Source organism: Wenxinia marina DSM 24838 (assembly GCF_000379485.1).
Lineage (GTDB): Bacteria > Pseudomonadota > Alphaproteobacteria > Rhodobacterales > Rhodobacteraceae > Wenxinia > Wenxinia marina.
This window is the reverse complement of sequence record NZ_KB902295.1, coordinates 6,829-31,623: the sequence shown is the minus strand read 5'-3', so window position 1 is coordinate 31,623 and position 24,795 is coordinate 6,829. Positions and strand designations below refer to the sequence as shown.

Below are 24,795 nucleotides of genomic sequence, written 5' to 3'. Positions count from 1 at the left end.
TCAGGCGTTCCCCGCGGTTTCGACCTCGTCGAGCGCTGCATCGCGGTCCGCCGGCCGGTCGGCCGCGTCGTCCGGTCCGGGCGTGGCGCTGCCGGTCGCGGCAGCGGGCTGAGTCCGCTCCAGCATCCGCGAGAAATGCCGCATCGACGACAGGTGCAGGAAGATGCACTCGAGCTCGTCCTTGGCGAGCAGGTCGGCGACGGTCTCGGGATCGAGCGCCTTGAGCTTCTCGCGGTTGACGACAAGAAATCCGCTGAGGGTCCGCTTCTCTCCTTCGGCCAAGGAAAACTGCGCCTGCATCGGCGTAAGCAGGTCCAACTCCTTGAGGCGCCGGCAGAAGGCCTGGGTGCGGACGAACTGAGCCTGGAAATCCTGCAGGAAGCGCAGGATGCCCTTCAGGTAGGAGGTCTGCTCGCCGTCGGAATCGAACAGCCGCTCCCCGCGGCCGGTCTTGTTCACCCCCTCGAACTCCTCGTCGATCAGCAGGGTGAACTGGTTGCGCTCTTCGTCGAGGGTGAAGACGAAGGGGTACCGTCGGACGAAAGCAGGGATGTAGCTGCCTTTCCACTGGCCCGCCGCGTCGACGGACAGGTTCTCGGCGTCCCGGGTCCCGAGGATGACGGCGGGAAAGACGTCGTCGCCGGAGCCCGCGAAGACGATCGGATGATCGCCGGCCGCCGGTCCGAACTCCACCGCTGTGATCGGCGCCGAGTTCGCGCGGGAGGCGAATGCAAAGCTGTGGCCTGTTTTGACGGATACGTCTCCATGGCGCTGCGGGCTGACCGGTATCGCCGATCGGTAGAAAAGCTGTTGGACTGGCATGCGGGGTCTCCTGTGGATAGATGCCCGGCAACGTGGCGGCCCGGCGCGCGACAAACGGACTCGATTTTTAATAGGCACTTCTGGTATACGTACCAACACATACGCACGTGTCGAATATTTTTATAGGTTGGGGCACGCGCGACTGGCAAAGGGAGAGTTGGTCGTGTCGTTTCCATTTTTTCCAATTAAATTGCGGTCCCGTCCCTCAAAGGGCATTGTTTCCCGGAACAGGCGCTCCGGCGCAGGACGCCGACAGCTTGTCGTCGAGCCGCTCGAGCCAAGGCTGCTCCTCGCGGCCGACTTCACCGTGTCGATGGTGGACGCCCTTGGCGATCAGGAGAGCATCCTCGGCATAGACGCGATCACCTACGGGACCGAGCGGGCGATGCGCGCGCTCAATTCCTCCGGGAGCCAGATCGCGCAGGCCTTCGCCGGCCGGGACGCGGTCGCGATGAATTCGCACGTCCAGGTCGTCGGCCGGCAGCGGGCCGACGTCATCATCATCGACGCCAAGAGCTTCTTCGAGGAGGCCGGCCGGGCAAGTCACCTGCCGGTGCTGGAGGTCGACGGCAACGGCGGGCGCGACAAGCTCATCATCACCGGCGGCGACCTTGCGGATGGCGGCCGCCTGAACGCCGACTGGTACGTGGACAACGTCGACCGAAAAGGCGCCGACGGCCACGTGGTCCTGACCTATACCGGCACGGACGGGGTCGAACGCGTCGGCATGACGGTCAGCTTTGAAGACATCGACTTCCTGCGCGGCACCAAGGGCGACGACACGTTCCACATCCGGGACGAATCGATTTCGCACCGTCTGGCCGTCGTCGGCGGCAAGGGCACCTTCGACAGCCTCGTCATCGAGGGCGATTACGAGACGACGGAATTCGAGGCGATCGACGGCCATGACGGCGCAATCATCCTCGACGGCGCCAAGCTGAGCTATCGCGGGCTGGAGCCGATCACCCACAACGGCGCGACCGACAATCTCGTCATCGACCTTAGCAACGGCAACGACGTCGCCGAACTGGTCGCGATCGACGCCGACACGATGCGGATCACCACCCCGGCCACGCTCAACCCCACGTTCGAGAACGTGACGTTCACGAATCCGACCGAGAGCCTCACCATCAACCTGCGCAACGGGGACGACACGCTCGACGTGCGCAGCCTCTCGGCCAATTGGGCCGCCGACCTCTTCATCTACGGCGAGGTGGAGGGGGCGGATCTGCTGACGGCGGATGGCGGGACCGATTCCGTCACCTTCTCGGGCAGCATCGATACCGGTGGCGGGTCGATGCAGGTCATCGTCGAGAGCATCGCGGTGGCGGACGACGTGCAGATCACGGCCGACGACGGCACCGGCGGCTCCTATGTCGAGTTCCGCACCCGCCGCATCGGCACCGCCGACCTCGAGAACCTCTCGCCGATCTTCCCGTCGTCGAAGTCGGCGTCGGTCGACATCGGCGACCGCGCGCAGATCACCTCCGGCGGCGTCTACCTGATCGCCCAGGCCGAGGAACGGACGTTCACCGACCAACTGGAGATCTCGAACGCTCTGGCGCAGAACCTGACCGGGGCGCTTCTCGACCAGGTGTCGTCGATCATTGAGCTTCCGTTCAAGGTCCTCGTGAAGAAGACAGAGGCCACGATCGACGTCGGGGCGGGCGCGAAGCTGATCGGCTCGTCCGGGGTCGGCGTCTATGCCAACGCGGTGACGATCGCCGAGGGGTCGGCCGGATTCCAATATCTCAGCGCGGGCTGGGCGGATTCCACCTCGACCTCCCGCGTCGACATCGCGACCGGGGCGGAACTGCGGTCCGACAACGGCTTCGTCGTCGTCACGTCCGACGCGTCCTCCACCGCCGGAATGTCGGCCGCGACCGATACGGGCCTGACCCCGTCGTCCTCGTCGAACGCGGTCTCGCTCGCGCTCGCCGTCTCGCGTTCGACGCTCAGTTCGACCCTGACCCTCGCCGAAGGCGCGACCGTCACGGCGGGCCAGACGGCAAACCTCAAGGCGGGCGGCACGGTCAATTCGACCGCCAGCGCGACCTCGGGCCTCTTCGCCAGCGGTGCGGCGGGCGCGGCGCTGTCGGTCGAGCTTTCGGACGCCGACGTCCACACCAACATCTACGGTTCGGTCACCAGCAAGAACATCGGCACGCCGGCGGTGAAGCTCGAGTTCGATCCGACGGCCGCGGCGGGCGAGCGCGGCTATGTCGATATCGTCAACGACCGGATCTACGTGGGCGAGAACGCGCTCGTGACCGAGGACACGGTCACCTACACGTCGAGCCGCGGCAACAACATCGGCGGCCTGGTCGACGGCGCGGAATATTACGTCCTCAAGGAAGCGGACGATGCCGCGACGCCCGAGCGCGAGGATCACTGGATTCAGCTCGCGCGGTTCGAGGGCAGCGTCTTCCGCGGCGAGGCGGTTGACCTCACCGCTTATAACGGCGTCTCGCCCGATTACGGCTACCGCAGCATGCTGACGGGGATGCCGCTGGGCGGGCTGCCGCTGCTGGAACCTCTCTACACCGCGAACAACACCAAGGATTTCACCGCGGGCGACGTCGATTACGACGAAAACTCCATCGTGCTGCCGAACGGCGCAGGGTCCGGCTCGGGCACCAACTTCACCTGGGTGGACCAGACGTTCGGGCTGGGCCAGGCGGTGTTCTACCACGCCGAGCCGGGGGCCGAGATCGACGGCCTCGTCGATGGCAACATGTATTACGTCATCACGGGCACCAACCAGTTCAACCTCGACGGCGGATCGCGCCTGAACTTCGGGACCGGACAGACCATTCAGCTAGCCGAAACCGAGAACGAGGCCCTGGCGGGCATCGCCATCGACATCGACAGGCCGGCCGGCCAGTTCGACGAGACAGCAGCGTTCAGTTTGGAAGCGGCGCACATCCTCGACAGCGGCTTCACGACCGGCGTGGGCGTGACCGCCAGCCTCGACGTCGAGACCGCCACCGAGGCGGGGGCCGGATTGAGTTCGCAGGACAGCGACGGGTCGGATGCGCCGAACGGCTACAACCTGAGCAGTTCGGCGGCGAACAACATATTCTCGATCCTGACCAGCAAGCTTGGCAATTCGGGCGGCGGCGCGATCGATGCCGCCGGCGGCGCGTCGAAGGGCAACCTTGCCGCGGCGGTCTCTCTCGCGTTCGCCTATAACGACCACGACGTGACCACCGACGTGCACGACAGCGCCGTTCTGAAGTCCGGCGAGGATCTCGAGGTCAAGGCGGAGATCAACCACATCAACAAGGGCTTCGCCCAGAGCGCCACCGAGAGCCAGGAGGACAACGGCCAGAACCCGAGCGCGGACACCCAGATCAGCGCCGCCGTCATCCTGACGATCACCAACAACGACGCCCTCGCGACGGTGCACGGCGGCGCGGATCTCGACGCGCTTCGCGCCACGCGCGTCATCTCGGGCGTGACCTATCCGTTCGCGCAGACCCTCGACAGCTGGGTGCCCACCACCGCGGGCGAGGCGCTCGACCTGTTCAAGACGCAAGGCTACGAGGCGATCACCCAGTATTTCGACGGCACCTTCGGCCTCGCCGGGTTCCTCAACAGCTGGTCCTCGGCGACCACGAGCGGGTCGGGCTCCGACAGCCTGTCCATCGCCGGATCGGCCAACATCCAGATCCAGAACACGACCGCCAAGTCCACGGTGAAGGACGGCGCCCAGATCAACCAGGACGACGCGTTCCACACCGATCCGAACAACGCCTATGTCGATCAGGAGGTCGTCTCGATCGAGGCCACCTCCTACATGCAGATGATCGACATGGCCGGCATCTTCGGGCTGAGCCCGGGGGGCATCGGGCTCAACGATCTCTATGCGACGCGCAGCGGTCTGGCCTTCGATGGCGGCACCCCCTTCGACGTCGACAAGCCGAGCGCCAGCTTCAACACCGCCGGCCGGGGCGGGGTGGGCGCGACGATCTACGCCAAGATCATGGACAACGATACGCACGCGATCGTCGAGGATCGCGCGGCGATCTACTCCGGCGCCAGCGGCGGCTTCAACATGAAGGCCGAGGAGGCGCTGTTCAACCTGAGCCTCGCCCAGTCGGGGGCCGCGGCCAGCGGCGGCTGGGCGGTCGGCGGCACCATCTCGGTGCTCTATCAGGACAGCGACACGCTGGTGCAGCTCGGCGCGCTTGCCAACGTCACGGGACGCGACGCCCGGCTCTATGCAGGCTCGCTCGACACCCAGATCGGGATCACCGGCGGCCTGTTCCTCGCCGAGGCGACTGGCGTGGGCGTGTCGGTCGCGGTCAACGATATCACGCGCAACACCCGCGCGGTGATCGGCACCGAAACCCCGGTCGTCGGCGGCGCCTACACGGTCGGGACGGCCACGAACTTCGATCTCGACGAGCAACTGTCGGTGCGCGCGATCAACGACGGGGCGATCTGGGGCTTCTCGATCGCGGGCGCGGTGGCCAAGACAGATCCCGGCGAGCCCCAGACCGACGATCCACTTGACGGACAGTCGCTCGGGATCCTCTTTGGCGATCAGCCGCCGGACAACCGCACCAGTCTCGCGGTCGGCGCGGCCGGATCGGTCGCGCTCAATTTCGTCGACGACACGACGCTCGCCTCTATCACCTCGGCGGGCGAGGTGGCGGCGGGCACCCTCGAGATCACCTCGCTCAACGAATCGCAGATCGTTAGCGTGTCGGGCGCCTTCGGCATCGCCATTTCGAGCGGACAGCAGGGCGGCAGCGGCGGCCAGACCGGCATCGGCATTGCCGGCGCAATCAGCGCCAACACGATCGCGGGCGCCACCCGCGCCCTCGTGCTGGGCACGAAGATCGACGTCGAGGGAGACGCCGATATCCTGGCCGAGCGGACGGGCGACATCTTCTCGCTCGCCGCCAGCCTCGGCGCTGCGGCCACCGACGGGCCGCAGAGCGCGACCGCCGTCGGCCTCGCCATCTCGGTCGGTGTCAACCTGATCCGCGGCAAGGTCCAGGCCATCGTCGAGGATTCCGGGATCGACGGCGCCACCGGCGACATCTCGATCAAGGCCAAGGCGACCCCGGATGTGCTGTCGATTTCGGGCGCCCTTGCGTTCTCGTTGTCTAGCGGTCCGAGCAAGTCCAACTCCGCCGCGGTCGGCGTCGCGATCTCCGTCAACGAGATCGGGAACGGGACCGAGACCTTCGAGGTCACCGCCGCGGCCGACAATGCGACCGTGAAGACCGCCGACGGCGACGTCGAGATCGTGGCCGAGGACGAGGCCAAGGTGGAGAACTACACCTACGGCGTCGCGCTCGCGATTTCGGGCGGCAGCGGATCGGGCTTCGCCTTCGGAGGTGCGGGCTCCATCTCGGTCAACACCATCAACACGACCCTGCGCGCCCGGGCGACCGCAGGCAGCACGGTCTCCGCCGTGAAGGGCCAGGTCTCGATCACCTCGACCGAGGACTCCGAGATCGACGCCGATGCCGGCGGCTTCGGGATCGCTCTGGGCACCAAGGGCTCCAATACCGGAGCGATGGGCCTGTCCATCGGGATCAACAACCTCACGGTCGACTCCAAGGCCGAGGTGTCGAACGCCACGGTGACCGGCGGCACGACCTCCAACGGCGCCGACAACGACGTCGTCATCACGTCCGACGTGGGCGTCAAGGTCCAGGCGCTGACCATCGCGGGGGCGGGCGCGGTCGGCGCGGGGGATGCGAATGTCGGCTTGGCGGGGACCGGGTCCGGCAACGACATCCGGATGAGGTCGCTCGCCGACGTGAGCGACAGCACCATTACCGGCGGCGACAAGGGCGTCCTCATCCAGGGGGCGATCACCGACACTGCCGAGATCAAGGCCGATGCCGGCGGCGTCGCCGTCGCGGTCGGCATCAAGTCCACGGCGAGCGTCTCGCTCGGCGTGGCCGTCTCGGTCAACAAGATCCGCGGTCTCGAGGGGGCCGCCACGCCCGCGGTCGGCGCCACCGTCGAGGACACCACCGTCACGACGGACGACGGCGACGTCACCGTCGGCGCGCTCAGCGCGGCCAAGATCGACACGTTCGTCCTCGGCGTGTCGGTGGCCGTCAACGTCGGTTCGAGCACGTCCGTCGGCTTCGCCGGCGCGGGCAGCATCGCGATCAGTGACATCGACTTCGACACCACGGCGGAGCTCGACGGCACCAGTGTCACCAGCACCGGCGGCGGCGACGTCGCGATCTTCGCCCGCGACGACAGTTCCATCGACACGTTCGCGCTGGCGGGTACGTTCAGTTTCGGCTTCGGCAGCAACGCCTCCGTGGCCTTCAGCCTCGCCGCCTCGATCTCGGTCAACGAGATCGACAACGGCATCATCGCCCGAGTGACGGATAGCGACATCGCCACGACGGGCGATGTGACCGTGACGGCCACGACCCTTCCCGCCACGGGCGAGACGGCCTCCGCCTTCCTTGCGGACCTGATCGAGGTGAAGGCCGCGAACCAAAGCGCCGTCGCCCAGGACCGCCCGGCAAGGATCAACGCCTATGCCTACGGCATCTCGGGCGCGGTCAGCGTCTCGACCGGCGCGGTGGGAGCGGGCGTCGCGCTCGCGGGCGGCTTCGCGTTCAACGACATCAGCAATACGATCACCGCCGAGGTGACGGGCGACAGCTCCATCACCGGCGGCTCTGGCGGGGCGAGGGCCGGTTCGGTGACCATCCAGGCCATCGATGCGGCGGGCATCTTCTCCAGCGCGGTCGGCGCCGCGCTCAGCGTGTCGGTCGGCAGCACCGGCTCGGTCTCGATCTCGATCGGGGTCTATGTCAGCGAGAGCGACATCGACAATACGATCAGCGCCCGGGTCTCGGACAGCACCGTCCATGCCACGAACGCGGTCAAGGTCGAGGCGGACAGCACGGCCTCGGTCGAATCGATCGCGGTCGGCGCGGCGGCGTCCATCGCCGGCAGCGCCGAGGTCTCGGTCGCCGTCGCGCTCGGCGGCGGGTATTCGAGCAACGACATCGACAACGACGTGACCGCAGAGATCGTCGAGTCCGATGGAACGGTGGAGATTGCGCCGGACACCAGCGTAGCCCGGATCATCGGCGGCAGCGTCGAGGTTCTCGCCGACGAGACCGCGACGGTGGACGGCGTGGCCGTGGCCGCGTCCTTCGCGCTCGCCATCACAAATCCCAAGTCCGGCGTGTCCATCGCCGTCTCCGCCGCCGCGGCGGTCGTGGAGAACGAGGTCGGCAGCGACGTCCTCGCCAAGATCAGCGGCTCCAACGTGGAGACGACGGGCCCGGACGAGGACACTGACGGCACCGACAACCGCAGCGGCGACGTCCGCGTCGCGGCGACCTCCCTCACGACGATGACCGACGTGACGGTCGCGGCGGCGATCTCGGTGACGACCTCGTTGATCTCGGTCGCCGTCTCCGGCGCGGTCGTGTCGGTCGAGAACAAGGCCAGTGGAACCGTCAAGGCCGAGACAGCGTCCAGCGACATCGCGGCGACGGGAGACGTGACGGTCAAGGCGATCGACACCACGTCCCTCTCCTCCATCGGCGTGGGCGCCTCGGTCGCCGTCGGCGTCGTCAGCGTCGCCGGGGCCGTGGTGCTGATCGACAACGAGATCGATCGCGACGTCTCGGCGACGATGACCGGCACCAACGTGGCAAAGGGCCAGACACTCTCCGTCATCGCCGATTCCGATCAGGACGTGGTGAAGGCGCAGGGCGTCGCGGCGTCGCTCTCGATCCTCGCGAGCGGCGCGGGCGTCGAAAGCTCGGCCGAGGTCAAGAGCGACACGATCGCCAGGATCACCGGCGGCGAGATCTCCGTCAGCGGCGACGTCCTCGTGGACGCCGACGCGACGAGCGACGCCAAGGCCGAAGCGCAGGGCGGATCGCTCGGCGCGCTGTCGATCTCGGTCATGCTGGCCGACGCGATCGTGTCCGGGACCGTGACCGGCGCGATCACCGGCGGCGCCAACGTGACCGGCCGCAACGTCCGGGTGACGGCCGACAGTTCCGGAACGGTGGACCAGGATCTGGTCTCCGTCGCGGTCGGGTCCTACGGCGGCGGCGGCGCCGGTGGCGAGGCGACCTACAGCCGGAGCACCCTGGCCTCCATCGGGCACGAGAGCGGCGTGACCTCCCGGCCGAGCGTGACGGCGGTTCGCAACGGCGACGGCACGGGCGAGATCGACGTGCACGCGACGTCGTCCCACTACGCGAATTCCGAAGGCATCGCGATCGCGGTGACGGCGACGGCCGGCGCGGCCGCGGTGGTCAGCCCCGCGACGGTGAGCGGCGACACCACGGCCCGGATCCAGAGCGGGTCGACCATTATCGCCCACGATGTCGATGTTCAGGCGGATTCGCTCGAGGATTCCTATGCCCGAGGGCGTCCGTTCGGCTTCAGCCTCGGCGTCACCGGTGTCGGGACCAATGCCGAGGCGGATGTCTCGGGCACCACGGCGGCCTATATCGGCGCCGCCCGCGGGGCGACGTCGAGCGAGGCGACGACGCTCACCGTTTCCGGCAGGACACGGGTTCATGCCGAGGCCGACAGCACCGCCGAGGCCGAAGTGCTCGGCGTGTCGGGCAGCCTCACCGTGGCCATCGCCGCGATGCTGGCCGAAACCGACGTGAGCCGGAACACGAGCGCCGTCATCGGCAGCGGGACGCAGATCACCGGCGGCGACGTCGAGGTGACGGCGGACGCCTTCCGCGACGCCGATACCGACACGCTCGCGGCGGCGGTCTCCCTCGGGGCGGGCGGCGGTGGCGATGCCGACGCCTTCATCAGCGGCTACACCGAGGCGATCTTCGGGCGCACGGACGGCACAACAGGCGGCGCGGCGACTTGGCTGCGCGACGGGGGCGACGTCGAGATCAAGGCGACCGAATCGAGCGATGCCTTCGCCTATGCCCACGGCGGGTCGGGCGGCGCGATTGCGATCGCCGCGCTCCTGCCCACGGCGACGGTCCAGACCACGCTCGCGGCCTATACCGGCGCTTCCTCCGAGATCGTGGGCGACAGCCTGACGGTGGAGGTGGAGGCGACCAAGCGGGAAGCCACGGTCGACATGCTGATCGTCAGCGTGCAGATCGGCGGCGGCGCGGGGACCACCGCGACCGCCTGGGTCGGCTCGGACGACGGGACCGCCGACGCGACCGCCGAAGCCTATCTCGGCGCGAATTCCATAGTCGACGTGACCAACGACGTGACGGTCAAGTCCGACACGCTGCGCGACTACGCCTTCGGCGAGGGCGAGGTGGGCTCCGGCGGCGGGTTCGCCGTCGCGGTGCTGCTGGCCGATTCCACGGTCAACGCCACCTCGATGGCCTGGGTCGGCGCGAACGCCGAGGTGGCCGCGCGCAACCTCACGGTCGAGACGACGAGCCAGGCGGGATCGGGGACGGAGAACCTCGTCGTCTCCGCCGCGGCCCTGGGCGGCCGGGGGGTGGAGACCAACGCCCTCACCAATACCGAGACCGCCTCGTTCCTCGACGCCGGGGCGAAGGCCATCCTCTCGGGCGATCTGCGCATCACCGCGGTGAACGTCATCGGCGAGGCCAAGTCGAAGTCGCAGGCCTCCGGCGGCGGCGGCATCGACGTGGGCGCCGCGATCTCGAACGCCGAGGCCAACAACGACGTCGAGGCCTTCCTCGGCAGCATGAGCCAGGTCGAGGCGTCGAACGTCCTCGTCAGCGCCGACGTCATCCCCGGCAACCTGCCCGCGCCCTCCGAAGCCGTCGGCATGAGCGCGTCGACCAACGCCGTCACCTACGAGCGGCACGGGCTCGGCGACGGCGATACCGTCCAACTCGTGAACGCGGGCGGGGCGAACGGTCTCTACGCCGTCGTCAGCGTCAATGCCAACGACGCCGGCGTGACCAGCACCAACGATTTCCGGCTCGGCGCGGTGGTCGAAATTGGGGCGTCCGGCGAGAACTCGGACAGCGTCGATCTCGATTTCGACACCATCACCTTCGCGACCAAGCACCGCTTCACCGACAATGCCACGGTCGTCTACCGGTCAGTCGATGGCGCGGATATCGGCGGCCTCGTCGACGGCAGCAGCTATCGCGTGCGGGTGGTCGACGACTACACGATCCGGGTCGCGGCGGCGGATTCCGTCTTCAACGCGGCCGACGACCGGCTGAGCTTCTCGGGCTCGGTCGTCAGTTCGAACCAGATCGATCCGACCGGCACGGTGCCCTTCGACGACGGTCAGGCCGTCACCTACAACGCCGCGCAACATGCCAGCACCTTCGCCCACAACCTCGTCGACGTCGCGTTCAGCGGCAATGAGGTCGAACTGACCGGCGGCGACAACCCGGACACGGTCGAGACGGACAACAACACGATCTTCACCGGGCGCGACACGGACGGCGACGGCGATTTCGACGTTGGCCACGGCTTCACCACTGGCGAACTGGTGATCTACGAGGCGGTCAAGGGCGAGACGATCGGCGGCCTCGTGTCGGGCCGGGGCTATTACGTCATCGCCGACACCGCCTATTCGCTGCGCCTCGCCGCGACCTATCACGAGGCGGTCGGGCTCGAAGACAATGCCGGCAACGTCATCATTCCGGTCACGGCGCAGGAGCTCGTCCGTCCGGTCATCCCCGCCGACGCGAGCGCGAACGAAAAGACGACCGTGCATTCGCTGACGCGCGCCTCGTCGCAGGCGTTGGTCGGGCTGACCGAGGGCAAGACCTATTACATCGACCAGACCGGATCGCAGGCTCTCGCCGACGGGTTCGGGCTCGTGGATCAGGACGGCAACGCCGTCACCTTCTCGTCCTCGACCACCGTCACGCTGGAGGGCGGGACCGTCGTTCCGGTGAACCTGACCGGGTCGCACACCCTCGACCGGGTGGAGATCGACCTGACCTCCGCCGCCGCGGCCCGCCACGAGTTCATCCTCGATCTCGACCTTCTTCCCGACAATCCGACGGACGACACCGACCTCGGCCTGCAGTCCGACGAGGGTCTGTCGCTGCGCGACACGGTCTTCGTCGCGTTCGACGGCCAGACCAAGGCCGATGCGCGGGGCGGCGGCGGCGGGGCGCTGGCCTTCGCCTTCCCTTCCATCGACGTCCAGGTGGTGAACGAGGCGCAGGCCTTCATCGACTCCGACCTCGTCACCGCGCGCGGCGACGTCACGCTGTCGTCGCTCGTGGACAGCGACGCCCTCGGCTACGCCTCGAACGGCGGGGGCGGCGGCATCTACGTCGCCAACACCGAGGGCGACGTCGAACTCGACAGTTTCAGCACCACCGCGATCGGCGGACTTCAACGCCTGACGTCCAGCGCCGCCGGCGGCACCAACCACCAGCTTCTCGCGCAGGGGGGCAGCAACGAATCGACCGAGCCCTCGACCCAGGTCCAGGCTCAGCACGTCACGATCAACGCGACCGGCAACTACCGTCAGTTCTCGCAGAGCGACTTCGAGACGTCGAACACCACCATCGCGGACGGCGGCGGCCTGATCGCCGGCGCCGGCGCGCACGGCGACAACATCGCTGACATCCAGACCGTTTCGGTCATCGGCGTGGGCGCCGAGATCGACGCCGGCACCGTCGACGTCACCGCCAATCTGGGCATCGTGCCGGCCCTCGGCAGCAGCGCCGATCTCGGCGGCAATACCAGCATGTACAGCTACGCCCGCGCCGAGGCGGGCGGGCTGTTCGGCGGCACCCGCGCCACGATCGACAACGAGCTCGACATCGAGACCGGCGTCTTCGTCGAGGGGGTCACGGGCAACAACGCGCTGGTGGACGGCACGCTGATCCGCGGCCGCTACGGCGTCGACTTCGAGGTCGATCAGCGCAATACCTCGATGACGACCGACGGCAAGGCGGTCTTCTACGGCATCGGCGCGGGCACCAAGGAGTTCGACAACACCCTCTGGAACAACTCCCTGGTCGACGCCGACGCCGGCGTCACCGTATTCGCCGCGCCGCGCCTCGTCGGCAACGTGAACGTCCACCCGAACGACGTGCCCCTCACCAAGCTGAGGACCTTCAGCGGGTACAACGACATGGCGGTCTATGTCGGCGTCGACACCGGCACCAATGGCGGTTCGAACATCAACAGCGGTCAGGACCGGATCGCCTCCACCATCGAATGGGACGGCGACATCGAGATCAGCGCCGGCCCCTCGCCGGAACTGGTGGTGGATTCCAACGGCAACGTGCTGCGCGCGATCAACGTCAAGCTGAAGGACGCGGCAGGCAATTTCGTCTTCAAGGAATCCGGGACCGCGGCCGGCTACACCTCGGGTGGCGAGACGGTCATCGAGGTGGCCAACATCGTGCCGACGAATGCCGGTTCCGTCGTCATGGACATCGGCAACGGCCGGATCGAGCAGGACTTCACGAACGAGAGCGCGACCAAGTTCTGGGGCGAGCTGCGCGTGCTGCGCAATTTCGATGAAGTGCGGCTGACGAACCTGTCGGATCACGACCTGATCGTGAATCGCATCGACATGCTTAACGAGACCGGCCAGGCACGGCTGAGGCTCATCGATCGCGACAGTGCCGACAGCGCCATGAAGCTCGCCATCAAGGAGGGCTTCGGCGACAGCCTCATCGACATCAGGGCGCTCGGGGCAGGGGACGTGATCCTGTCCGGCGACAACGTGGATCAGGCGTCGTTCGAGAACCCGTTCGGCGAGACCCGCATCCTCGTCGCGAACGGCGACCTCCGGATCGAGGACGGCGCGATCATCCGGACCAACACGATGGGCGACGGCGGCCGCGCGCTCAGCTTCAAGGATTTCGAGTTCCTGCCCGAGGCTCGGGTCGAGACCGAGATCGTCGTCGGCACGGGACCGAGCGGCGCGGTGACGATCCGGCGCACCGACGGTGCCGACTGGGCGGCGATGGGCGTCGCCGAGCGCGGCCTGATCCGGGTGGGATCGCCGGGCCTCGCGGCCGACGGAGAGGTCTTCCAGGTGGCCTTGGTCGAGGGCGACACCCTGACCCTGACGCGCGCCGCCAGCCTCGCGATCGGAACGTCGGTCCAATCGGTCTCGCTGTTCCACGGGGTCGAGGCCACCAAGGGAGACGTCGGCAGCGACGCCGGGCGGCTGCGTGTCGATCTGGTCCGTCAGGACAGCCAGAGCGAGGCGTTCCACGGTGCCGCGGGCGACGAATTCTTCGGCGATCTCGGCCTGCGCGTCCGCACCGGTTCGCTGACGGCGTCGTCGGCATCGGTGAGCATCGGCGTCATCGCGGCGGCGCGGGAGCTGACGCTGTTCATGCGCTCCGCCCTGCGAGAGAACGCCAGCCTGAACGGCCGGGGCGTCCTGGTGGACGGCGACAGCGGCGACGACGGGACCTACCACAACTTCTTCTACGACGACCGGTCCGGCGTCTCGACCTCGCTCGGCCGCGGGTCGGGCTACGATGTCGATGCCGTCGAACTGGCCTCGACCACCTGGAGCGTCGGGCTGGCCGAGGCCGGCAGCCGGATCACCCTGGCGGGCATCGACCCCGACGGTCTCGACCTTCGCGATCCGGGCGAGAACAGTGTCTCGCTCGTCGCGTCGACCAACATCATCGGCGACCTCGTCACAACCGGCACGACCGGCAACTTCATCGATGCCGCCACCAACGGCGCGATCACACTGACCGAGATCGACGCGGTGCGGAGCACCGATGGCGACGATCTGCTGATCGGCAAGGTTGTTTCCTCCGCGAGCACGGTGACGCTGACGGCTCCGGATGGAATCTTCGACGGCGACCCGACCGACGCGTCCGCCTCGGCGGCGGATCCGGCGGATGTGGTCGGCACCGTCATCACGATGACGGCCGGAACCGGCGCCATCGGCAGCCGCGCCGACTTCGTCGAGACCAACCTGCACGACACGGTGCTGGGCGTGGCCCAGACGGGCCACCTCACCGCCACGGCCGCGGGCGAGATCCGCATCCGCGAGACGGCGGGCGACCTGCGGCTGAACTACGTGGCCTCTCTTTCCGACGACGTGACCCTGGCCACCGAATCCGGATCGATCCTCGACGCGACCAACTCGGTCCGGCCCGACGTCTCGGGCGTCGATATCGACCTATTCGCCAATGGCGGCTCGATCGGCCTCTTCGCCAACGACCTCGACGTCGACACCGGCATCGTCGGTCCGTTCAGCGGCCGCCTCTATGCCTTCGCGACGGGCGACGTTTTCATCACCGAGACGGCCGACGAGATGAGACTCCTCGGCGCCATCGCGATCACCGGCCGTGTCCGACTGACCGTCCCGGACGAGGCGGCGACGCCGATCCTGCCGCGCGGCCTGCCCAACGCGACGACGAGCCCCGCGGACGACCTGCTCTTCGACACCGATGGCAGCCGCCTGCTCCGGCAGGACACGACCGAGAGCGTGGACTTCGCCCAGGTCAACGCGGCCCTCTGGGCGGCCATGTGGGTCGGCGACAACGTCGCCATGAAGTCGAATTCGCGCATCATCGCGGGCACGACCATCACCATGGAGGTGGACACCGACCGGACGGGCACGGGTCAGCGCGCCTCGACCGAGGCCGATCCCGGCTTCGGCAGCAACGTCGATCTGCGCGGCGAGATCAGGACGCGCGGGACCGAGAACGGGGACAGCTTCCTGCTGCGGGGCGGACGGGACGTCGACCTCGTCACCGTCAACGACCTTCAGCTCGACACCCAAGGCTACATCAGGACCGGCGGGCAGGAGGACGAGATCGTCGTCAACACCCTGCGGACTATGACCACCGGCCGGGCCAACGGCCTGCGGGACGCGCTCGACATCGACGGTCAGGCCGGTACCGACGTCGTCGTCGTCAATACGACGGGCACCTACGGCCTCCAGCGCGACTACGTGATCAACGTGCTCGACACCGGAGCGCCGGGCGACGGCGCGGATACGCTGGCGATCACCGGATCCGACGGCGCCGACGTGTTCCTGCTGCGGCGCATCACCTCGATCGCCGGGCGGACGACGGACGGCCCCTCCTTCGTCGCGCTGCTCCACGCCGACGCCGACGGCGGCGACCAGTCGCTCGACAACGCGATCGGCCAGGCACAGACGTCGAGCGATCGGCCGAGTGCGGTGCAGCGCATCAACTACGACCGCGCGGTCAACGGGCGGCTGTCCGTGCTGGGCCTGGGCGGCGACGACATGTTTGCCGTCGACGGCAACTCCACGACCACGACGCTGGATGCCGGGATGGGCAGCGACCGCTTCCAGATCGGCCAGCTGCACGGCGTCTCCGACCCCTCCGATCCGGCCGGGCTGCCGTTCCATCTCGGCGCTGCGCCGGGCGACACCCCGCCCGAGGTGGTCCGCACGACTCGCGGCTACCTGACGTCGGGTGCGCTGTCGCCGCTGGTCGCCAAGGGCGGCGACGGCGACGACACGTTCACCGTCTATTCCAACAAGGCCGAGATCCGGCTCGAAGGCGACGCGGGCAACGATCTCTTCGTGGTCCGGGCCTTCGCGCTGGCCGACGAGAACTTCGAGGAGATCATCGACGAATATTCCGTCGAGGGCCGCAACATCATCAACACCGGCACCGGCGAGGATCTTGTCCGCTACAACCTGAACGCGCCGGTCAGCATCGACGGCGGGACGGGCTTCGACAAGGTCGTGATCCTCGGCACCGAGTTCGGCGACGCCTTCGTGATCCGCGAAGACGGCGTCTTCGGCGCGGGCGTCAACGTGTCGTTCGAGAACGTCGAGGTGCTGGAGGTCGACGGGCTTGAGGGGGACGACGAGTTCTTCGTCCAGAGCACGCCGATCGGCGTTGCCGTGCGGGTCATCGGCAATCTCGGCAGCGACACGATCAACGTGGCCGGCGACGTCACCAAGGCGATCACGTCGGTCGGCCTCGAAGGCACGAGCGGCGTCATCAACCATGGCGTCCTCAGCAACGGCAGCTATGCCGGCGTGACCGCCGAGGGTGTCGAGCTGACGGTCGGCGGCACCACCGCGGGCCCCATCGACATCCGCGAGGTCGACGATGCCGGAGAGGAGGACAATTCCTCCATCGTCCGCGAGGGGGATTTCCTCGACCGCTACGAGATATCGCTGAACCAGGCCATCAAGGCGGGAACGGTGGTCTATGTCACCGTTTCGGCGTCCCGCTCGTCCGACGACGAGGACGCCTCCGATCCCAGGAGCGCGGCGCGCGTCTTCGTCGACGCCGACCGCAACGGCCGGCCGGACGGTGGCGACAGCGTGCTGCTCGGCAAGTCGTCGAGCGGCTTCTTCCACACCGTTCCGGTCAACGGCGCGGGCGAGAGCGTGCCCAACCGCGACATCGTCCTGCGGTTCGACAGCACCAACTACGACCAGGCCCAATCGGTCTGGCTCTCCGCCGTCGACGACGACATGGCGGAAGGCACGCGCAAGATCGTGGTGAGCCACACCGTCAAGGTCGTGCCCGCCACCGACGGCGATGCCGAGGCGTTGGCGACCTACGACGAACTGGCCGTGCGCAACGTCGAGGTCACGGTCCTCGACAACGATCAGGCGGACGTGATCCTGACGCCGACCGGCCCCGACACGCGCGTCCTCGAGGGGCCGCGGGGCTTCACGGATCAGATCGGGGTCTCGCTCAGCCGGGCGCCCGAGCCGGGCGAGATCGTCACCGTCGATCTGGCCGAGCTTCTCGCGCCCGATACCGCGCGGCAGCTGTCGTTCTCGGCCACGACGCTCACCTTCGATGCGACGAATTGGGCGACGATGCAGATGGTGCAGATCACCGCCATCGACGACAGCACACCCGAAGATCCGCGCGGGCTCCAGATCGAAGCGACGGTGAGCTCCACCGGCGGCGCGTTCGAGGACGTAGCCTCCGCGAAGGCCGCGGTGAAGGTCCTGGACAACGACACGCCGAGCGTCGTCGTGACCGAGAGCGGCGGCGAGACCCGAGTCACGCCCACCACCACCGACACCTACACGCTGCGGCTCGCCAAGGCGCCGGAGCCGGGCGAGGTCGTGACGATTCCGCTGCTGGACGACGGCCAGACCGAGATCGTCTCGGCCATCGGCCCGCTCGGCGCGGACCGCCTGATCCGCAACGTGGATGCGGGCGTCTACGAGACCGTCGAGGTCTCGACCGGGCGCTTCGCCTTCTCGGGCGACACGATCCAGCGGACTGACCAGGGGTCGTTCCTCGACGACGGCTGGGAGATCGGCGACCTTCTCGCGATCTCCGGCACCACCGCCAACGACACCGGCGAGGGGCGTCCGCTGACGATCGCGGGGGTCTTCGCCGACCGGCTGGTGCTGGAGACCGCCGGACTGACGGCCGAGACGACGGGATCGGTCGAGCTCGCCCGTGCGTCGGTCGACGGGTTCTATCTGGGCGATCTGGCCTTCGGCGACTCGGCGCTGGGCGACACGATCACTCGCCTCGACGGCGGAAGCTGGCTCGCCGACGGGTTCCTGCCCGGGCATCGCATCCGGATCGACAGTGGGGCGAATGCCGGCATCTACCAAATCGCGCTGCTGGAGCGTGACGACCAGGATCGCGAGTTCCTGCGCCTCGTGCCGGGAGACAGCGTGACCGCGGGGACCGCGACCGCCAAGGTCACTCGCGTCGCCGACGCCATCCGCTTCGACGCGACCAACTGGGATGCCGAGGTCACCATCACGGTCCGGGCCAACGACGGCTACGAGCTGCCTGCGAACCTGCAGGACAAGAGATCCTTCGCCTCGCGGCCGCATCTGCTGACCGCGATCCAGGGACCGCTCAGCATCGAGGGGGGATCGAGCGGGGCCGACCGGACGCTGGTGCAGGCGATCATCCTGCCGGGCGAGACCCCCGGCACCCCCGTCGGCATCGGCGCGCAGCCCGACGAGATGGCGCAGATCGACGTGGTGAACATCTTCGACGACGGTTCGCGCGAGGACAAATCGGGCGTCATGACCTCGACCGGGCTCAAGGGCTTCGGCATGGCCATCGACCTGACCAATCCGGACGCGGCCTTCGGTCAGCCGACCACTGTGCCGGGCGGCATCTCTTGGGGCACCCAGCGGGTGGACTCGAACGGCAACTACGTCACCGACCCGGTCAAGAGCAGCATCGAGGTGCTGAACCTGTTCATGGGGCAGGGCAACGACATCCTGCGGATCGACGGCACGCTGCAGGGCGCGGACGAGGGCGAGGCGGGACGTCCCGCGATCTACGGCCGCCTGACCACGATCCACGGCGGCGGCAACCGGATCGGCGACGACGGCCTGGCGGGCGGCGACCGCATCATGGTCGATGGCGGCGGTGGCCCGGACTCGCTGCTGGTGCTCTATGGCGATACCTCGCAGGACGGCGTCTTCTATTCGGGCGATCCCGACGACACGCAGGGCCGCGACTTCGGCAAGAAGCCCTTCCCGCCCTTCACCTCGGAGAAGAACAAGGACCGCGAGAGCCGGTTCGTCCTGCCGCTGGCCGGTCCCTTCCTGGTGGCGGGCCGCGACGAGATCCTCGTGACGGCTCGGGTCAGCGGCGCACTGACGGTCGATGCCGCGAACCGCACCATCCGGGCGGAGGAAAGCTGGGCCGCGTCGGGCTTCCGCATCGGCCGGGAAGTGATCCTCAGCGACGCGGACGGAGCGATCGGCACCTACCGGATCGAGGCCATTTCGGGCGACGGGCTGACCATCCGCGTCGAAGCGGGCGCGGCGATGACCGACGGGACCGTCGAGGGCTTCGCCACCGCCGGGGCGGCGGTGGGCAAGGTGACCGCGTTCGGCGGCGGGGACGACGACCTCATCATGGGCTCCGATTTCGGCGATCACCTCGCGGGCGGCGGCGGCAACGACCGGATCTTCGGCCGCGGCGGCCACGATCAGATCTGGGGGGATTCCGGCTTCAACGTCGACATCTTCGGCGATCTCGACGTCTACAGCGACGACAGCCTGACCGAGGCGCAAAAGCGCCTGCGCGCCGGTCCGGTCCTGACCGTGGCCGTTTCGGGGGCGCTCCTGTCACCCTCCGGCGACAGGATGGTGGTGGGCGACGACACGATCCGCGCGGGCGTGGGCGACGATATCGTCTTCGGCGACCACGGCCGCGTCGATGTCACGGAACCCCCGCTGCGCATCCGCACCACCTCGTACGACGTGATCACCGCTGTCTCGACCGAGCAGATCGACAAGGGTGGCGACGACATGATCTTCGGCGGGTACGGGGCCGACATGCTCATGGGCGGCGCCAACCGGGTGACGGCAGGCGGACTTCGCGGCGGCGACCGGATCGACGGCGGCGAAGCCCAGGACCTGATCTTCGGTGACAACGCGCGTCTCACCCAGCGGCCGGCCGATATCGACGTCCGCAGCCAGGACGGACGTATCGTCCAGCTCACGGCGAGCAACATCTACGATGCCGACGGCAGCGCGAACCTCGACCTCGCCACCCGCTTCAGCGATCCGCGCCACGTCGGCACGCCGTGGAGCCGGTTCGAGATACGGGCGCTTTATCACGACACGGCACAGGAGGCGCGCAACGACGGGCAGTACGGTGACGACGACATCGCCGGCGGCGCCTCGCACGACAAGATATTCGCCCAGCTCGGCAACGACACGGTGCAGGGCGACGGCGCAATCCTGGCGGCGCGCGTCGGCGCGGGCCGCGACGCCCAGGGCCGGCTGGTCCATGTGCCGAGCTTCTCGCGCGACACCGACGGCTCGGACTACGTCGAGGGCGGCGGCGGCAACGACGTCATCTTCGGCAACCTCGGCCAGGACGATCTGATCGGCGGCTCCTCATCGCTCTACACGCTCACGGCGCCGGGACAGCGGCCGGACGGGTCCGACATCGTTTTCGGCGGGTCGGGCCCGCAGATCGAGATCAACGAACTCGGCACCGGGGCCGACAGCCTGGTCTCCGATATCGCGGTCCATGGCCGCGATGCCGATACGATTCTGGGCGACAACGGCAACATCTTCACGCTCGTGAACGCCGCCGGAGGCTACCTGATCTACAATTACGATCAGGCGGCGGACATCGGGAATGATCCGGATGATCCGCTGGATCCGCATTCGCGCGGGACCTTGCGCCTCATTCCGCGGGCGACGGTCCTTCTCGACTACGCTCCGGGCAATTCGACGGGCAACCTCGGAGCGTCCGACCTGATCTTCGGCGAGGACGGCGACGACGTCATCCACGCCATGACCGGGAACGACGTGGTCTACGGCAACGGCCACGACGATCAGATCCAGGGCGGGATCGGCGATGACCGGCTCTTCGGCGGCACCGGCGAGGACGGTCTCCTCGGCGACGACGGCGTGATCCGGGTCAGCCGCAACGGCATCGCCGAGCCGCTGAACGGGATCGACGCCGAGGGTCAGCAGACGATCGCTCTGCCCGGTCCCTGGACAGGCGCGGTGATCGACATCGACGGTCTGCTCAAGATCACCGTCGACGCGATCCTGCCGCAGGAGGGTGGCGACGACATCCTCTACGGCGGGCTCGGCGACGACTTCGTCCATGGCGGCGCGGGCGACGATGCCGCCTCGGGTGCCGAGGCGCTGGAGGTCTTCTACCTCGATACCCGGCCGATCGACGCCGCGCCGTTGGCCTACGATGCCTCGACCGGAATCCTGTACGGCTTCTACGACGTCATCACGGCGAGCTACCGGCCCTTCTACGACCCGGAAAACCCGCGGCCGCGGATCGAGAACTTCTACCTCAACTTCCTCACCTTCGACGCTGGCGGCACGCTGATCGAGGACGGAAAGGACGCCATCTTCGGCGGCTACGGCAACGACGCCATCTTCGGCGGCACGGGGCACGACCGGCTGTTCGGCGGCTGGGGCGACGACTACCTCCAGCTGGACGACAACCTCGGCACGAATGGCGGGCTGAACGACACGTCGGACAGCGCGTTGACGCCCGCGACGACCGGCGGCGCGGCCGACTTCGGCTTCGGCGGCGCGGGGCGCGACGTCCTGATCGCCAACAGCGGCACCGACCGGATGTACGACTGGGTGGGCGAGTTCAACAGCTACATCGTGCCGTTCTCGCGCTTCGGCGCGCCGACGGTGAACCGCCTGCCGTCCCCCCACGTGGTCGAGTTCCTGATCGACCTCGCCGGCGGGACCGGCGCGGGCATGGATCGGGCCGACATCATCGACACGATCGGCCTCGTGACCCAGCGCGACCCGGCCTGGCAGGACCAGACCGGCGCACCGCGCGATCCGCAGCCCGGCAACGGCCGCGGTGCCTTCGACAGCGCCGGCGGGCCCGAGGACGACACCCAACGTCAACCCTTGCAGACCGCCGCGGGCTCCACTCCGACCGCTCCGGCGGAGGGCCGGGGCCGGCCCGGACAGACCACTCCGGCGATCCTGGTCGAGAAGGCCGTCAACGCCGCCGATCCGTGGTTCCCGACCCTGGCCGAGGACGCCGACACCGAAGCCGAGGCCGTGCGCATCGCCGTGGGCGGCACGGCGCGCTGGACCTATCTGGTCAGCAACGTGGGCTCCGAGGCGCTGAAGAACGTCAAGATCACCGACGAATCCGGCACCTTCAGCTTCACGCCGGTCTACGTCTCGGGCGATATCGACTCCAACGGCATCCTCGATATCGGCGAGACCTGGCTCTATACTTCGGAGGGCGTGGGCGACCGGCAGGTGACGTCGGGCCTCTACAGCAACGAGGTCACGGTCAGCGCGCGGCCCCCGACGGGGCGCGGCGTGAGCGATACCGACATGAACTACCATTTCGGCACGACGCTGACGTCGCCGCCGCCGGTGGTGCGGCTCGAGAAGGCGATCAACGCCGTCAATCCGCTGGCCCCGACCCACGAGGAGGATGCCGACACCGGACCCGGTCCGTCACTCGTGGCGGGCAGCACGGTGCGCTGGACCTATCTGGTCAACAACCTCGGCAGCGACCCGGTCCGCATCACGCGGCTCACCGACGACATGGGCACCCCCGACACCGTCGATGATCGCACGCCGGTCTACGTCTCGGGCGACGTCGACGGGGACGGATTGCTCGATACCGCCGAAACCTGGCTCTTCGGTCTCGACGGGATCGCGGCGACGGGCGCTTACGCCAACGAGGCCACAGTCGTGGTCGCGGATGCGGATCTGCGGACCGCCAGCGACAGCGACAGGAACCACCATTACGGCTATGTCGTGGGACCCCTGCCGTCCGTCGACCTGGAAAAGGCGATTAACGCCGTCGATCCTCTCGCGCCGACCGCGTCCGAGGATGCAGACATCGGACCCGGGCCGCTCCTGCTCGTCGGCAGCGATGCGGTCTGGACCTACCGCGTCGAGAACACGGGCCCGAGCGAGCTGACCGTCGACGCGCTGGTCGACGATGCGGGGACCGTTTCGGACCCGTCGGACGACTTCGCCCCGACCTACGTTTCGGGCGACGTCGACGGCAACGGCTTCCTCAGCGCCGGCGAGACCTGGCTGTTCCGGGCGACCGGTGTCGTGACCGCGGGCGATTACGTCAACCGGGCCGTGGTGACCGTCTCCGATCTGGCAGGCCGGACGGCAACGGACAGCGACCTCGCCCATTACCGGGGGTTGCTGACCCCGCCGCCCGCCATCGGCATCTCGCTCCAGAAGGCCGTCAATGCGGCCGATCCCCTGAACCCGACTGCGGCCGAGGACGCCAATGACACCCCGCTCGCCTTGCGGGAAGGGACGGCCCTCGTCTGGACCTACCTGCTGGGCAATACCGGCGAGATCGGTCTGACCGTCGACAAGGCCACGGCCATCGTCGACGATCACGGCACCACCGATGCGTCGGACGACTTCTCGCCCGTCTATGTCGGTGGCGACCTCGACGACGACGGCATGCTCGACACGGAAGAGACCTGGCTCTTCACCTCGCAGGGGGCGGTGACGGCCTCGGCCGGCGTGGGCAGCTACGTCAACACCGCGAACGCCGTGGCCCACGCCGAGGACGGTCGGGTCGCAACCGACAGCGATATCGCCAGGATCTTGGGCATCGAACCGCCGACCGCGTCGATCCAGCTGGTCAAGGCGGTCAACGCCGTGAACGTGCTGGCGCCGACCTCGATCGAAGACGCCAACGCGGTGCCGGGCCCGCTCTTCCTCGCCGGCACCGACCTCGTCTGGACCTACCTGCTGAGCAATACCGGAGACGTCGAACTCACGATCGACCCGGCCAGCGCAGTGATCGACGACAACGGCACCCCGGACGACGTGAGCGACGACTTCGCCGCCCGTTACGTCTCGGGCGATGCCGACAGGGACGGCAGGCTCGACGTTGGCGAGACCTGGCTCTTCACGTCCGAGGGCGTCGTCGACGCGAAGGTCGCGGTGGGGGACTACGGCAACGCCGCCGCGGCATTCGCCAGCTATCAGGGGAAGGTGGTCACCGACACCGACCTGGCGCATCATCACGGGGTCGCCAATGGCGACGCGGCGGGCCTCACCCCCGGCTTCTGGAAGACGAACGCCCAGAGCTGGGGCGCGTCGGCGTGGCCGCGCGACGACAGCGGCGCGCTCATCTACCAGCCCGGCCAGCGCGTGGGCGACGTCTTCGACGTGCCGGCCGAGTTTGCCGCGCTGGCCGACCTGACCCTCGTGCAGGCGCTCGACCTGAACGGCGGAGGCGCGAACGCGCTGATGCGTCACGCCGTCGCCGCGCTGCTCAACGCGACAAGGGAGGCGGTCGCCTACCCGGCGCTCGCCAAGGAGGTCATCGACTGGACCGAGACGGCTTTGGCCAGTGGCAGCAAGAGCGAGATCACGCAGCAGAAGGACAGGTTTGCGAGATGGAACGAGCGGGGGGCGGACCTCGATCAGCACAATGTCAGCCCGAGCTATCTCGACATCGTCGCCCGCTCGGAGATCTATGTCCCCTGGCTCCTCGCCGACAGGTCGACGCCCGACGCGGACGACTATCTGGTCTATGATGCGGAGTCGGGCCAGTTCCGGCGGGCCGAGGGCACGACGAGCATGACGACCTACGGGCTGTAACGGCAGCGGCTCTTGGATTTGAGAACGGCGTCGCCTCG

The 24,795-nt window shown here is 68.2% G+C and carries 2 protein-coding genes; one reads left to right on the top strand and one right to left on the bottom strand.

The genetic code is table 11. The features are described 5' to 3' along the window. On the bottom strand, positions 1 to 822 hold the full coding sequence (locus A37W_RS0112350) for a SapC family protein (protein WP_026198469.1): 822 nt from the start codon (positions 820 to 822) through the stop codon (positions 1 to 3). Here A37W_RS0112350 and A37W_RS0112345 point away from each other — a divergent pair. Continuing rightward, positions 821 to 24,757: an LEPR-XLL domain-containing protein gene (locus A37W_RS0112345; protein ID WP_081617116.1), complete on the top strand. Its 23,937-nt coding sequence runs from the start codon at positions 821 to 823 to the stop codon at positions 24,755 to 24,757. The genes A37W_RS0112350 and A37W_RS0112345 overlap by 2 nt on opposite strands. The last annotated feature ends 38 nt before the right edge of the window (positions 24,758 to 24,795 follow it).

What these genes read in the sequence shown, in the direction of transcription:
- A37W_RS0112345 (WP_081617116.1), top strand. Translation starts at nt 821, where the DNA reads ATGCGGGGTCTCCTGTGGATAGATGCCCGGCAACGTGGCGGCCCGGCG.
- A37W_RS0112350 (WP_026198469.1), bottom strand. Translation starts at nt 822, where the DNA reads ATGCCAGTCCAACAGCTTTTCTACCGATCGGCGATACCGGTCAGCCCG.